12 protein-coding genes and 2 tRNA genes are annotated in these 13367 nt (G+C 62.5%); 7 read left to right on the plus strand and 7 right to left on the minus strand.

Features of this window, described 5'->3' with window-relative positions; genetic code table 11:
• The first annotated feature begins 6 nt into the window (after positions 1 to 6).
• The 4 genes from lon (at position 7) to AC6H0W_RS10120 (ending at position 3315) form a co-directional block, all read left to right on the plus strand.
• Entirely contained in the window at positions 7 to 2424 is a 2418-nt protein-coding gene (lon, locus tag AC6H0W_RS10105) for an endopeptidase La (protein ID WP_497577029.1), read from the plus strand.
• A gap of 204 nt (positions 2425 to 2628) precedes the next feature.
• Positions 2629 to 2901: an HU family DNA-binding protein gene (locus tag AC6H0W_RS10110; protein WP_497577030.1), complete on the plus strand. Its 273-nt coding sequence runs from the start codon at positions 2629 to 2631 to the stop codon at positions 2899 to 2901.
• 40 nt (positions 2902 to 2941) lie between these two features.
• Positions 2942 to 3017, plus strand: a tRNA-Val gene (locus AC6H0W_RS10115).
• 106 nt (positions 3018 to 3123) lie between these two features.
• Positions 3124 to 3315, plus strand: coding sequence for a YjfB family protein (locus tag AC6H0W_RS10120; RefSeq protein ID WP_497577031.1), 192 nt, complete (start codon positions 3124 to 3126; stop codon positions 3313 to 3315).
• Between the two features lie 8 nt (positions 3316 to 3323).
• On the opposite strand, the gene AC6H0W_RS10125 is transcribed toward AC6H0W_RS10120, so the two are convergent.
• The 3 genes from AC6H0W_RS10125 to AC6H0W_RS10135 are packed head-to-tail and all read right to left on the minus strand — an operon-like array spanning position 3324 to position 5529.
• Positions 3324 to 3854 (minus strand): lipocalin family protein, encoded by a 531-nt coding sequence (locus AC6H0W_RS10125; protein ID WP_497577032.1) that lies wholly within the window; start codon positions 3852 to 3854, stop codon positions 3324 to 3326.
• Entirely contained in the window at positions 3854 to 5389 is a 1536-nt protein-coding gene (locus AC6H0W_RS10130; protein WP_497577033.1) for a cryptochrome/photolyase family protein, read from the minus strand. Before AC6H0W_RS10130 ends, AC6H0W_RS10125 begins: the two co-directional genes overlap by 1 nt.
• Positions 5386 to 5529 carry a DUF2256 domain-containing protein gene (locus tag AC6H0W_RS10135; protein WP_497577034.1) on the minus strand — a complete coding sequence of 48 codons (144 nt, stop codon included), beginning with the start codon at positions 5527 to 5529 and terminating at the stop codon, positions 5386 to 5388. The genes AC6H0W_RS10130 and AC6H0W_RS10135 overlap by 4 nt, the downstream gene beginning before the upstream one ends.
• A gap of 92 nt (positions 5530 to 5621) precedes the next feature.
• Here AC6H0W_RS10135 and AC6H0W_RS10140 point away from each other — a divergent pair.
• Positions 5622 to 5696: transfer RNA gene (locus tag AC6H0W_RS10140), tRNA-Val, on the plus strand.
• 74 nt (positions 5697 to 5770) lie between these two features.
• Entirely contained in the window at positions 5771 to 7165 is a 1395-nt protein-coding gene (gene gltX, locus AC6H0W_RS10145) for a glutamate--tRNA ligase (RefSeq protein WP_497577035.1), read from the plus strand.
• Positions 7166 to 7293: 128 nt separating this feature from the next.
• Here the strand turns inward: gltX and mnmC are convergent, their stop codons facing one another.
• Both mnmC and lysS read right to left on the minus strand, forming a co-directional pair.
• The gene (gene mnmC / locus AC6H0W_RS10150; RefSeq protein WP_497577036.1) at positions 7294 to 9186 is read right to left on the minus strand and encodes a bifunctional tRNA (5-methylaminomethyl-2-thiouridine)(34)-methyltransferase MnmC2/FAD-dependent 5-carboxymethylaminomethyl-2-thiouridine(34) oxidoreductase MnmC1; all 1893 of its coding nucleotides are present in this window, start codon (positions 9184 to 9186) and stop codon (positions 7294 to 7296) included.
• 95 nt (positions 9187 to 9281) lie between these two features.
• Positions 9282 to 10787 (minus strand): lysine--tRNA ligase, encoded by a 1506-nt coding sequence (gene lysS / locus AC6H0W_RS10155; RefSeq protein WP_497577037.1) that lies wholly within the window; start codon positions 10785 to 10787, stop codon positions 9282 to 9284.
• 186 nt (positions 10788 to 10973) lie between these two features.
• Here lysS and AC6H0W_RS10160 point away from each other — a divergent pair, with 186 nt between their 5' ends.
• A complete protein-coding gene (locus tag AC6H0W_RS10160; RefSeq protein ID WP_497577038.1) occupies positions 10974 to 12260 on the plus strand; it encodes a methyl-accepting chemotaxis protein in 1287 nt (428 codons plus the stop codon).
• 20 nt (positions 12261 to 12280) lie between these two features.
• Here the strand turns inward: AC6H0W_RS10160 and minE are convergent, their stop codons facing one another.
• Both minE and minD read right to left on the minus strand, forming a co-directional pair.
• On the minus strand, positions 12281 to 12547 hold the full coding sequence (gene minE / locus AC6H0W_RS10165) for a cell division topological specificity factor MinE (protein WP_497577039.1): 267 nt from the start codon (positions 12545 to 12547) through the stop codon (positions 12281 to 12283).
• A 1-nt stretch (position 12548) separates the two neighbouring features.
• On the minus strand, positions 12549 to 13364 hold the full coding sequence (minD, locus tag AC6H0W_RS10170; protein WP_497577040.1) for a septum site-determining protein MinD: 816 nt from the start codon (positions 13362 to 13364) through the stop codon (positions 12549 to 12551).
• Positions 13365 to 13367 lie beyond the last annotated feature (3 nt).

A 13367-nucleotide genomic window follows, 5' to 3' on the forward strand; every position in this document is an offset into this window, starting at 1 on the left:
TCAAACATGGCTAGCCACTCCGAAGTATCCGCCGAACAGACCGTCCTGCCGCTGCTCCCGCTGCGCGACGTGGTTGTTTTCCCGCACATGGTCATTCCGCTGTTCGTCGGTCGCCCGAAGTCCATCAAGGCGCTCGAGCAGGCGATGGAGTCCGACAAGAGCATTTTGCTGGTTGCCCAGCGTTCGGCCGCCAAGGATGAGCCCTCTGCCGAAGATCTGTACGACGTCGGCTGCGTCGCCAATGTGCTGCAGATGCTGAAGCTGCCTGACGGCACCATCAAGGTGTTGGTCGAAGGCGTTCATCGCGCCCATGTGCTGTCCGTTGAAGAGCAGGAAGAGGTCTTCGTCGCGCGTGTCACGCCGGTGCTGGTTGCCGAGGCGGGTGATCACGAAGTCGAGGCCATGCGCCGGGCCATCATTGGCCAGTTCGACCAGTACGTGAAGCTCAACAAGAAGATTCCGGGCGAGATTCTGGCTTCGCTCAACGGCATCGAAGACGCCGGCCGTCTTGCCGATACCATCGCTGCCCACCTGCCGCTCAAGCTCGAGCAGAAGCAGGAGGTGCTGGAGATTTTCGAGACCGACGCACGTCTGGAGAAACTGCTGTCGCAGATCGAAAGCGAGCTCGACATCCTGCAAGTCGAAAAGCGCATCCGTGGCCGCGTGAAGCGCCAGATGGAGAAGAGCCAGCGCGAGTACTACCTGAACGAACAGGTCAAGGCCATCCAGAAGGAGCTTGGCGAAGGCGAGGAGGGTGCCGACCTCGAGGAAATGGACAAGAAAATCCATTCCGTCGGCATGCCCAAGGAAGCGCTTGCCAAGGCTGAAGGCGAATTCAAGAAGCTGCGTCTGATGTCACCGATGTCGGCCGAAGCCACTGTGGTACGCAACTTCATCGAAACCCTGGTCGGTCTGCCGTGGAAGAAGAAGTCGCGCGTCAGCAAGGATCTGTCGAACGCCGAGAAGGTGCTCGATCAGGATCACTATGGCCTTGAGAAGGTTAAAGAGCGCATCGTCGAATACCTTGCCGTGCAGCAGCGTGTGGACAAGGTCAAGGCGCCGATCCTGTGCCTCGTCGGTCCTCCGGGTGTCGGCAAGACCTCGCTCGGTCAGTCGATTGCCAAGGCCACCAACCGCAAGTTCATCCGCATGGCGCTGGGCGGTGTACGGGACGAGGCGGAAATCCGCGGCCACCGCCGCACCTACATCGGCTCCATGCCGGGCAAGATCATGCAGAACATGATCAAGGTCGGCGTGAAGAACCCGCTGTTCCTGCTCGACGAAGTCGACAAGCTGGGGCAGGACTTCCGTGGTGATCCGAGTTCGGCGCTCCTTGAAGTGCTTGACCCCGAGCAGAACCACACTTTCCAGGATCACTACATCGAAGTCGATTACGACCTTTCCGACGTGATGTTCGTGGCCACTGCGAACACGCTGAACATCCCGGCGCCACTGCTTGATCGCATGGAAGTCATTCGTCTGTCCGGCTACACCGAAGACGAGAAGACGAACATCGCGATGCGTTATCTCGTGCCCAAGCAGATGAAGAACAACGGCCTGAAGTCGGGAGAGGTGTTGATTGCCGAAGATGCGGTGCGTGACATCTGCCGTTATTACACGCGTGAGGCCGGGGTCCGCAGCCTCGAACGCGAAATCTCGAAAGTCTGCCGCAAGGTCGTGAAGGCCCTGGTGCTCTCGAAGAGCGCCGAGCGGATCGAAGTGACTGCCGCCAATCTCGACAAGTACCTCGGCGTGCGCCAGTACTCTTTCGGGATCGCAGAAAAAGAGAACCAGATCGGTCAGGTAACGGGTCTGGCCTGGACCGAAGTCGGTGGTGAGCTGCTGACCATCGAGTCGGCCGTGATGCCCGGCAAGGGGCTCATCCAGCGCACGGGGTCGATCGGCGACGTGATGAAGGAATCCGTCGAGGCCGCGCGCTCGGTCGTGCGCAGCCGTGCCCGCAAGCTCGGGATCAAGGATGAGGTATTCGAGAAGAGCGATATCCACATCCACTTCCCGGAAGGTGCCACGCCCAAGGATGGCCCCTCTGCCGGTGCTGCCATCACGACGGCGCTGGTTTCGTCCTTGACGGGTATTCCCGTGCGCTCGGACGTCGCCATGACCGGCGAGATCACGCTGCGTGGAGAGGTGTTGCCGATCGGTGGCTTGAAAGAAAAGCTGCTGGCCGCGGTGCGCGGTGGCATCACCAAGGCCCTGATCCCGGAGGAGAACGTGAAAGACCTCGCGGACATCCCCGAGAACATCAAGAACACGATAGAAATCGTGCCGGTGCGTTGGTTCGATGCGGTGATGGAACATGCGCTGGAGCGCCAGCCAGAGCCACTCTCCGAGGCGGAAGCTACCCCGGTGGCGGGTAAAGGGGCCGAAGGTGATGCAGGCGCAGCCGGCCTGCGTGCGCACTGACCTGAAGACAATTTGCTGTTGAAATCAAGCAATGCCGCGCCTTGAGCGCGGCATTGCTTGTTGACACGCCAGAATTCGCCACGCTATAAAAACCATGCAGCACCGAGGAGACAGCCCGCATACATACAATCACGGCGGGACCGTGCATGGCGGGATCGTTCAATATCGCAGCAAGTGATGTTCAACGCCAAGAGGGGGTTCTAAGTGAATAAGTCCGAACTGGTCGACGCAATCGCTTCAAGTGCAGATCTTTCCAAGGCAGCGGCTGGCAGGGCGCTCGATGCAACCATCGAGGCCGTGCGCAAGGCGCTCAAGAAGAACGACACCGTGACACTCGTAGGGTTTGGCACGTTTTACGTCGGTGAGCGTGCCGCACGAAATGGCCGCAACCCCCGAACCGGAAAGAGCATCAAGATCAAGGCTGCAAGGATTCCGAAATTCCGTGCTGGTAAAGGGCTCAAGGATGCAGTAAAGTAGCGCCCCTTGCCGCTGTAACCGTCCGGTTACGGTCAGCAGCGGGTGCTTAGCTCAGTTGGTAGAGCGTCGCCCTTACAAGGCGAATGTCGGCGGTTCGACCCCGTCAGCACCCACCAGTACTCCACAAAGCCCGGGTTCATCCCGGGCTTTGTTCATTTCGGGCTAAAGTTTTTTCGTCGGCTGCCGTTAGGGAAGTTGTCTTCCATCTTTTCGGCGGTGCAAATGGACGTTTCATCCATCGCGGCGTACGCCTCGGCCAACGCCCAACTCAAAGTTCAGGCCGATGCCTCGGTGCTGATGCTTCGCAAGGCGCTCGACATGCAGCAGCAGAACGCCGCATTGCTGTTGCAGGCTCTGCCCGATGTGCCGGCCACGGACGGCAGCGTCGGCACCATCGTCAATACCCGCGCCTGAACCAGGCCTCAAGGGGTGCCGTGCGTCGAGCGCTCAATGCGCGACGCGTCAAACCCCTGCGCTTCAAGCCGCGCAATCAAGGCCTTGAGCCGCTCAGGATCGACTTCGGGGGTGCGCGACAGTATCCACAGATATTCGCGCGACGGCTCGCTGACCGCGGCCAGCGTGTAGTCCGCATCCAGATCGATCACCCAGTAATCGCCCCACACCAGTGGCACCCAGGACAGCCATGCCGGTGCGAAGCGAACCTCGAGAATCGGCGACCCCTTTTCCCCCACCAACCGTCCTACTCCGACGGCGGTGTCGAAACTTCCATCGCCTGTGCGGCAGCGATTGACTACCTGCACTCGGCCATCTTCCCTCATGGCGTATTTGGCCGTCGTGTCAGCGACGCATTGTTTCTGGAAACGGTTGGGGTACTTTGCCAATTCGTACCACTGCCCCAGATAGCGCTCCAGGTCGAGGTGTTCGATTGGCTGTGGCGGGGCTGCGTGAGCGCTGCCGATGAGGAGCAGAATCAGGGCGAAGCGGGTGATCATCAAATATTCTCCAGATTGGCTAGAAGGTGCTCGGCGTACTGGTGCAGGCTGTCGCGCTCTTCGGCGGAAAAACGCCCGAGTTGTCGATACACCATGCTGAGCCGATGGTTGCCGGAAAGTTTGTCGGCATTGCGTTCGAAGAAATCCCAGTACAGCGCGTTGTAGGGGCATGCGCCCGGCCCGGTGCGGCGCTTCTGATCATACGAGCAGCCTTTGCAATAGTCGCTCATCCGATGAATGTAGGCACCGCTCGAGACGTAAGGCTTGGTTGCGAGCAGCCCGCCATCCGCGTACTGGCTCATGCCGAGCGTGTTCGGGAGCTCGACCCATTCGAAGGCGTCGACATACACCCCGAGGTACCAGCCGTGTACGGCCTTGGGAGCCAGCCCGGCCAGCAGTGCGAAATTGCCGATGACCATCAGGCGCTGAATGTGATGCGCATAGGCGGTGTCGAGAGATTGTCCAATGGAGCGGGAAAGACAGTTCATGCGGGTACGCCCGCTCCAGAACCACTTCGGAAGAGGGCGTTGGTGCCCGAAGTGATTGTTGGATTCATAGCCCGGCATACGCGCCCAGTACACGCCGCGCACGTATTCGCGCCACCCCAGAATTTGCCGGATGAAGCCCTCGACGGCTGCCAGCGGGGCCCGCCCGGCACGCCATTGCGCTTCGGCGCGGAGGATGACCTCACGCGGGTGGAGCATCTTGACGTTCAGCGCGAATGACAGCAACGAGTGAAACAGCCGATTGGCCGAGGTATGCATCGCGTCCTGATGATTGCCGAAGTGGGGCAGGCCGTCACGTACGAAGTGTTCGAGTTGTTCCAGCGCCTCCGAGCGGTCGATTGGCCAGCGAAGCGCTTCTGCACAGGACTGGCCGAAGCTGCGCACGCCTGCGGCCTGGATGGACGACCACAGCGCCCGGTGATCATGGCTCGGCCGCCTGTCTTCGGGTTCAGGGGGTGTGCCGCGCCACGGCTTGCGATTCTCGACATCGAAATTCCAGCGGCCGCCGGATGGCTGGTCGCCATCCATCAGGACGCGGTGCGTGCGGCGCATTTGCCGGTAGAAATGCTCCATCAGCCATTGCCCACGATCGCCGAAAAGCCTGGCTGCTTCGCTGCGCGTCGTGAGGAAGTGCTCCGAGTCCACTCGCCGAACCTGCACGCCTCGTTCGTGCAAGCTGGCTCCGAAGCGCGTGAGCTGATCTTCCAGGCGCCATTCGTCGGGCTGCTGCCATTCGAAGCAGGTGGCGCCGGTTCGTTCAAGCAGCCATGCAATGTTGGCGGGGATGTCATGCCGATTGTGTTCGGCGTCGATGCTCAGGTACTCAACGCGATGCCCGGCCGAACGCAGCGACTCTGCGAAGCGCCGCATGGCCGCAAAGATCGCGAGAATCTTCTGGGCGTGATGGAGAACGTAGTCGGTCTCCTGTCGCACCTCCATGAGAACGTAGGTTGTGGATTCATCCGTTGGTGCAAACCATGAGTGCTGCGGATTCAACTGGTCGCCGAGCACGAGTCGCAGGGTTTTCATCGGGCTGCCCTTGCCGAGCGGCGACAGCGTTCCGAGCAATAACGTACTTCGTCCCAATCGCGCGCCCACTTTCGACGCCACGTAAAGGAGAGGCCGCAATGCAGGCAGAATTTAGTCGGGAGTTCTGATTTTTTTCGCATCGGCTTTTGATGATGGGCGCCCTATCCGGTTCCCATCGCGCGATGTGTTGACGTGGCCTTCGCTCGCACATAGAATTCCGCTTCTTCTTCCGGGGCGGTTAGCTCAGCGGTAGAGCACTGCCTTCACACGGCAGGGGTCACTGGTTCGATCCCAGTACCGCCCACCAACAGGAAACCCCGCGCATCGGCACGGGGTTTTTTGTTTTCCGGAACCCGATCGCGCAAGTCTGGAGCCAGTCCGATGTCTGCCGTACGTACCCGTTTCGCCCCCAGCCCCACCGGTTTTCTGCACATCGGCGGTGCACGCACTGCGCTGTTCTGCTGGGCGTATGCGCGGCGTCATGGTGGCCAGTTCGTGCTGCGCATCGAGGACACCGACCTCGAGCGTTCCACGCCTGAAGCAGTCCAGGCCATTCTGGATGGTATGCGCTGGCTGGGGCTTGATGCCGACGAAGGGCCGTTCTATCAGACCAAGCGTTTCGACCGCTACAAGCAGGTCATCAGCGAAATGCTGGAGGCCGGCACGGCGTATTACTGCTACACCACGCCGGCCGAGCTGGACGCCCTGCGCGAAGCGCAGCGTGAGCGTGGCGAGAAACCGCGCTATGACGGCCGCTGGCGCCCGGAAGAGGGCAAAGCGCTGCCGCCGCCGCCGGAAGGCGTGAAGCCCGTCGTGCGCTTCCGTAACCCGCGCGAGGGCGTGGTGGCATGGGACGATCTGGTGAAAGGGCGCATAGAGTTCGCCAACGAGGAGCTCGACGACCTCATCATCGCGCGTGGCGATGGCACACCGACCTACAACTTCTGCGTGGTGGTGGACGACCTCGACATGCGTATCACCCAGGTGATCCGTGGCGATGACCACGTCAACAACACGCCGCGCCAGATCAACATCCTCAAGGCGCTGGGCGCCGAGGTGCCGCAGTACGCGCACCTGTCGATGATTCTGGGTGACGACGGCACCAAGCTGTCGAAGCGTCACGGCGCGGTCAGCGTGATGCAGTACGACGCCGATGGCTACCTGCCGGAGGCCGTCATCAACTACCTCGCGCGTCTGGGCTGGAGCCATGGTGACGATGAAATCTTCTCGCGCGAGCAGTTCGTCGAGTGGTTCGACCTGGATCACATCACGCCTTCGGCGGCTCAGTTCAATACCGAAAAACTCAATTGGCTTAACGCGCACTACATCAAGCAGGCAGACGTCGGCTATCTCGCGGGTGAAGTGGCAGCGCGCTTAGCCCGTCGGGGCGTCGATCCGGAAGCTGGTCCCAAGCTCGAAGAAGTGGTTGCCTTGTATCGCGAGCGCGCCGCCACATTGAACGAGCTGGCCGACGCGGCCGAGTTGTACTGCATCGAGGTGCATCCGGCAGCCGATGTGCTGGAAAAGCATCTTACGGACACCGCGCGCGCTGCTCTGGCAAGCCTCGCGCAACGCTTCGAGGCGGCCGACTGGAGCGCCGAAGCGCTATCGGCTGCCATCAAGGACACCATGGGCGAGCATGGCCTGAAGATGCCGCAGGTGGCGATTCCCTTGCGTGTAGCCACGCTCGGCGTGCCGCAGACGCCGGCCATCGACGCAGTACTGGTGGTGCTCGGTCGCGAGCGCACGCTTGCGCGTCTGCGTCGCTATCTCTGACGGTAATCACCGTTTGACCGCTTGAAGGCTGTAGTGCGAGCTCCGCGCCGCTAACGGCGCCGGATGCTGACTGAGGCGCGTGCCGCCGGCAAGGCGGGGCGCCATTCACCGGCGCTGCCGACGTGCTCTTATTCTTCGGCCGAGCGTGGCGTGCCGGGCGGGCGCAAGACGTAGCGCGCTGGGTCCATGGCATCGACCAGTTCGCGCTCAAGTGGCAGGGGTTCGTGTTCAAGCTGGCTTGCGAGCATTTCGGCCACCAGCGCCGACCACACCAGCCCGCGCGCACCAAACCCGGATACCGCGTACAAGTCACGATGGCGTGGCACCGTCGCGAGGGTGCCGCCATGCGGCCGCGAGGCGTCGGGAATGGCGCCGACGATGGGCAGTCGATCCGGCGAGGCGGGGCGAAACCCGACCCGCCCACCGACCACTTCAGCGGAAAAGCCGGGGAGCATGGCAGCCAGCTTGCCAAGATTTTCGGCGTGATCGGTCTCGCGCAGTTCGCACTCTTCGTCATCCACCGAGAAGGTCGCCCCAGCGGAACGCAAGCCGTCTATCGACGGGCTGACGTAGCCGCCGCGACACACCATCACATCCGGCACTGAGCCAGGCGCTGCCTTGAGCAGGCTGACCTGACCGCGTGCCGATACGACGGGGAGCGCAGAAGCCTGCGCGATATGCGTGATTGCTGCACCGTTGGCGAGAATCGCCACGGGTGCTCGGGCAATCTCGTCGCCCTCGGCGTCACGGGCGATCCATTCGCTGCCGGAGTCCTCCAGCGCCCAGACTGCGCGCCCGTAGTGCGTTTCGAGCCGTTCGGGCGAGGCGTCCAGGTTGGCTTCGCACAGGCTGGGCGGGCTGACCCAGGCGCCATCGGGAAACCACCAGCCTCCGATGGCCAGCGGCCACTTCGCGATGCGTGAGGCTTCGTCACGTTCGACGAAGCACAATATCTCGGGCGGGGCTTGCAGCGCAGCGACTACTTCGCGTTGCTTGCTCTGCTGCTTTTCGTCGCGAGCCAAATGCAGCACGCCGCAGGCGTCCCAGCGTACCGCGAGACCCTGTGCCGAAAGCCGTTCCAGGTGGCGCAAGCCATACAGGGCGGCGGCGCGGGTGATGCGGCTCATGCGGTTGTCGTCGCGGCTGGGCAATGCGCGCAGTACACCCGCATGGTTGCCGGAGGCGCCTTGTGCGGGGCCGTCCGCAGCATCGATCAGCGTGATGCGCCATCCGCGCTCGCACAGGCGGTTGGCAATGGTGCTGCCAGCCAAGCCCGCACCGATTACCAGCGCGTGCCGCTGCGGCGCAGTTACGGCCTCTCCTGCGCTGAATCGCCCGAACAGCATCTGGCTCTTGGCCGCGAAGCCTCGTCGTCGAACGCAGTCGAAGCCGTTTTCGATCAGGGCACGCCGCAACGCACCGCGTGCAGACCAGGTGGCCAGCGTGGCGCCGGGCGCTGCAAGGCGGGCGAGGGTGCCGAGCAGTTCGTCGGACCACATCTCCGGGTTTTGTGCCGCCGAGAAGCCGTCGAGGTAGAAAGCGTCTGCTCGCGCATCGAGCTGCGACAGCAGCTCGCCCGCATCGCCGAACAGCAGCGTCAGCGTGACACGCCCGCCGTCCAGGTGCAGGCGATGAAAGCCCGGCACAAGCGCAGGCCAGAGTGCGAGCAGTTCGCCCGACAGCGCTGCAAGGTCTTTATGCGCAGCATGTGCCTGGGTGAGGTCTTCGCGCGAAAAGGGGTGAAGCTCGGCTGACACGAAGTGCAGGCGCTCGCAGCGCGCCGGGTCGGCGCGCCAGGCGGCCCAGGTGGCAAGAAAATTCAGACCGAGACCGAAGCCGGTCTCGACGATCGTGAACGTGTCACGACCCTGCCAGCGCCCCGGCAATTCGTTGCCGGCCACGAAAACCGTGCGGGCCTGCTCCAGCCCGCCGCAGTTGGAGTGGTAGATGTCCTGGTAGGTCTCGGACCATGGCGTGCCGTCGTCACGCAGGACGAGGCGGGCAGGCGTGAGGCTGGGCATGTCGGACGAAAGCGACCCGAGGGCGTGTGCTTGTTTGCGCAGCCGGCACGGCCAAAAGCGCAAAGGTGGGCACGCCCCTCAGGCCAGCCCCGGGTTCAGTCGGCCTGTGGCCGCATCTGCGGGAACAGGATGACATCGCGGATCGACGCGGAGTCGGTCAGCAGCATCACCAGACGGTCGATGCCGATGCCGCAGCCGGCCGTCGGGGGCAGGCCGTACTCAAGTGCGCGCACGAAGTCGGCATCGAAGTACATGGCTTCTTCGTCACCGGCTTCCTTGGCCTTGACCTGCTCGAGGAAGCGTGCGGCCTGGTCTTCGGCGTCGTTCAGCTCGGAGAAGCCGTTGGCGATCTCGCGGCCGACGATGAACAGCTCGAAGCGCTCGGTGATCTCGGGGTTGGCATCGTTGCGGCGTGCCAGCGGCGAGACTTCGGCCGGGTAGTCGATGATGAAGGTGGGCTCCCACAGCTGCGCTTCGGCGCATTCTTCGAACAGCGCAAGCTGCAACGCGCCGAGGCCGGCGTGGGCATGCGGCTCGACCTTGTACTCGCCGAGTTTCGCGCGCAGCCAGGCGGCGTCGTTCAACTGCGCATCGGTAAAGCCGGGGTTGTACTTGTGGATAGCCTCGACGATGGTCAGACGTGCGAAGGGGCGCGACAGGTCGAGTTCCTTGCCCTGATAGACGAAGGTCTCGGTACCCAGCGCTTCGCGTGCGGAATGACGGATCAGGCCTTCGGTGAAGTCCATCAGCGTGCGGTAATTCGCGTACGCCTCGTAGAACTCCATCATGGTGAATTCAGGGTTGTGGCGCGGCGAGAGGCCTTCGTTGCGGAAGTTGCGGTTGATCTCGAACACACGCTCGAAGCCGCCCACCACCAGGCGCTTCAGATACAGCTCGGGCGCGATGCGCAGGAACATTTCCATGTCGAGCGCGTTGTGATGCGTGACGAAAGGCTTTGCCGCCGCACCGCCGGGGATGGGGTGCATCATCGGCGTTTCGACTTCGAGGAAGTTGTGGTTCGTCATGTAGTTGCGGATCGACTGCACCATGCGGCTGCGTGCCACGAAGGTGAAGCGCGTCTGCTCGCTCATGATCAGATCCACGTAGCGCTGACGGTATTTCTGCTCCACGTCGGACAGCCCGTGGAACTTGTCCGGCAGCGGGCGAATGCTCTTGGTAAGCAGGCGGATTTCGGAGCAGTTCACGGTGAGCTCACCGGTACGCGTCTTGAACAGCGTGCCCACCACACCGACGATGTCGCCGATGTCCCAGTGGCGGAAGTCGGCGTACAGATCTTCGCCCACGGCGTCACGCGCAACGTAGCATTGGATGCGGCCGGAAACGTCCTGGATGGTGATGAAGCTGGCCTTGCCCATGACGCGCTTGAGCATGATGCGGCCAGCCACCTTGACCTCGATCGGCGTCGCCTCCAGCTCTGCAGCCTCCTTCTCGCCGTAGGCTTCGTCGAGCTTGGATGCGAGGTTCTCGCGCGAGAAGTCGTTCGGGAAGGCGCGACCGGACTGGCGCCACGCGGCGAGCTTTTCGCGGCGCTCGGCGATGATGTGGTTTTCGTCCTGCTGCGGGGCGGTCTGATCGGTCATGTTGGCTGCTTGCAAAAGTGGTTCGGCACGGGCCGAAAGACCGCGGATTTTCGCATGGCGAGACGCGGGGCGGCAAATGGCAGCAAAAAATCCGCTAAGAAGTTCTGATCTTGATCAAGTTCCGGTGGCCGGATGCCGTAGATCATGCAGGCGCCCGAATGTGTCGGGGCGTGCTTCGGAGGGTCGATGGCCACATTGCTGCAGCTGTACGAAAGCGTAGAGAAAGCGTTCTGGAATTCACTGAGCAAGAAGCTCTGCAGTTTCCTCTTTCTGTTCCTGATCAATCTGGCGTACCTCGGGGTCTACATCGGCATCCGCGACCGCGTGAACCAGCATGCGACGGACGGTGGCCTGTCGGCCGAAGTGCTGGCCGACATCTCGGCGGTGCTCGACGGTGGCTGGATGATCATGCTGGCGCTGACCGTACTGGCGCTGGCGATGAATGTCGGACAGATTCTGTATCTGCGACATCTCATCGTGCGCCCGGTGCGCCACATCACGCGGATATTCGACGAGATTGCACGCGGGGACGCTGATTTCTCGCGCGAGCTGCCGCTCGAGACGCATGACGAGCTGCGCGAACTCGCGCAGAGCTACAACGGTTTCGCCGCCAAGATGCGCAAGCTCATCGGCGAGGTACGTTCGATGAGCACCACCATCGTCGCCGAGACAGACGACGTACGCGCCCGTGTTGCCACTTCATCCGGCGATGCCGGTCGGCAGCAAACAGCCACCAGTGCGGTGTTCGTTTCGAGCGGAGAGGCACGCGATGCCATTGCCAGCGTGTCGGCCGGAGCCGGTCAGATTTCCGCGTCCACGCAGAGCAACCTTGCCGCGGCGCGCGAGGCGCTGGGCGGCATGCGTGACATCGCACGCCGCGTGGGCACCACCAGCGAGAAAGTGGGGGGCTTCAACCGCCTGGTGGATGAACTCAGCACCCGCTCCGGAAGCGTGCGGAAAATCGCCTCTTTGATCCGGGAGATCGCCGAACAGACCAACCTGCTGGCGCTCAATGCGGCCATCGAGGCGGCGCGAGCAGGGGAGGCAGGGCGTGGTTTTGCAGTGGTTGCGGATGAGGTGCGCAAGCTCGCCGAGCGTGTGAACATGGCCACCGTGGATATCGAGAGCAACGTCAGTGACATGATCGGCCGCGTCAATGAGACGCGCGAGGGCAACGAGGTGATTCGTGCCGATGTGGCAGAAATTCTGGCCGTGGTGGGCGAGTCGGAGCAGCAATTCGCGGCGATGGTCGATGACTTTGCCGAGACCGGGGCCGAGCTCGACCGCATTGCGGTGGCCATCGGACAACTCTCGACCACAAATGCCGATGTGCACGAACATGTCGCGGAGATCCGCGATATCTCTGAACAGGTGGTGGATCACATGGCAGGGGCCGAATCGGGCATGAAACGTCTTGCCGAATCGACAGCCGCCGTGCAGCAGCTCGTTGCGCGTTTCCGCATCGAGCGCTGACGGCGGCAGCGGTCAGAACGTCAGGACGACTTCTGTTCAGGCAGGACGATGTTTACTTCGAGCACGTCGCAGTTGTCCTGCTTGTCGAGGTGAACCTTGATGTCATCGAGGTTCACCGACACGTACTTGGAAATCACTTCAAGCAGCTCGCGCTGAAGCGTCGGCAGAAAGTCCGGCGCAACGCCGGCGCCGCCGCTGCGCTCGTGCGCGATCAGCACCGACAGACGGTTCTTGGCGATCGAGGCGGTTTTCTTTTTCTCGCCGAAAAGTTTGGCCAGGAAGGACATGTCACTTGCCTCCGAACAGGCGTTGCATGATGCCCGGCTTGACGTAATCGACGAAGCGCAGCGGGCGCTCCTCACCCAGGAAGCGGGCCACCACGTCGGTGTAGGCCTCGGCCACGTCGGTGCCTTTGAGGTGAATGGCCGGCGTGCCCTGGTTGGAGGCGTGCAGCACGGATTCGGACTCGGGGATCACGCCGATCAGCGGCACGCGCAGCAGTTCCTGTACATCCTTGTACGACAGCATTTCGCCATCTTCCACGCGCTTGGGCGAGTAGCGCGTGACCAGCAGGTGCTCCTTGATCGGCTCCTTGCCTTCGGCGGCGCGGCGCGACTTGGACTGCAGAATGCCCAGGATGCGGTCGGAGTCACGTACCGACGACACTTCCGGGTTGGTGGTGACGATGGCCTCGTCGGCGAAAGTCAGCGCCAGCACGGCGCCACGCTCAATGCCGGCGGGCGAGTCGCACACCACGAAGTCGAAGCCCATGTGCTCGAGATCCTTGATCACCGCTTCCACCCCTTCGTCGGTCAGCGCGTCCTTGTCACGCGTCTGCGAGGCGGGGAGGATGAACAGGTTCTCGCAGTTCTTGTCCTTGATCAGCGCCTGGTTGAGCTTGGCTTCGCCGTTGATGACGTTCACCAGGTCATACACCACGCGACGTTCGCAGCCCATGATCAGATCGAGGTTGCGCAGGCCGACGTCGAAGTCGATGACTGCGGTCTTGAAGCCGCGCAGGGCCAGGCCAGAGGCAAATGCGGCGCTGGTGGTGGTTTTGCCCACACCACCTTTGCCAGACGTTACGACGACGACTCGAGTCACGTT

The organism is Pseudazoarcus sp. NS20 (assembly GCF_059703745.1).

What these genes read in the sequence shown, in the direction of transcription:
- lon (WP_497577029.1), top strand. Translation starts at nt 7, where the DNA reads ATGGCTAGCCACTCCGAAGTATCCGCCGAACAGACCGTCCTGCCGCTG.
- minE (WP_497577039.1), bottom strand. Translation starts at nt 12,547, where the DNA reads ATGTCCTTCCTGGCCAAACTTTTCGGCGAGAAAAAGAAAACCGCCTCG.
- AC6H0W_RS10135 (WP_497577034.1), bottom strand. Translation starts at nt 5,529, where the DNA reads ATGCGAAAAAAATCAGAACTCCCGACTAAATTCTGCCTGCATTGCGGC.
- mnmC (WP_497577036.1), bottom strand. Translation starts at nt 9,186, where the DNA reads ATGCCCAGCCTCACGCCTGCCCGCCTCGTCCTGCGTGACGACGGCACG.
- AC6H0W_RS10130 (WP_497577033.1), bottom strand. Translation starts at nt 5,389, where the DNA reads ATGAAAACCCTGCGACTCGTGCTCGGCGACCAGTTGAATCCGCAGCAC.
- gltX (WP_497577035.1), top strand. Translation starts at nt 5,771, where the DNA reads ATGTCTGCCGTACGTACCCGTTTCGCCCCCAGCCCCACCGGTTTTCTG.
- AC6H0W_RS10120 (WP_497577031.1), top strand. Translation starts at nt 3,124, where the DNA reads ATGGACGTTTCATCCATCGCGGCGTACGCCTCGGCCAACGCCCAACTC.
- AC6H0W_RS10125 (WP_497577032.1), bottom strand. Translation starts at nt 3,854, where the DNA reads ATGATCACCCGCTTCGCCCTGATTCTGCTCCTCATCGGCAGCGCTCAC.
- AC6H0W_RS10160 (WP_497577038.1), top strand. Translation starts at nt 10,974, where the DNA reads ATGGCCACATTGCTGCAGCTGTACGAAAGCGTAGAGAAAGCGTTCTGG.
- lysS (WP_497577037.1), bottom strand. Translation starts at nt 10,787, where the DNA reads ATGACCGATCAGACCGCCCCGCAGCAGGACGAAAACCACATCATCGCC.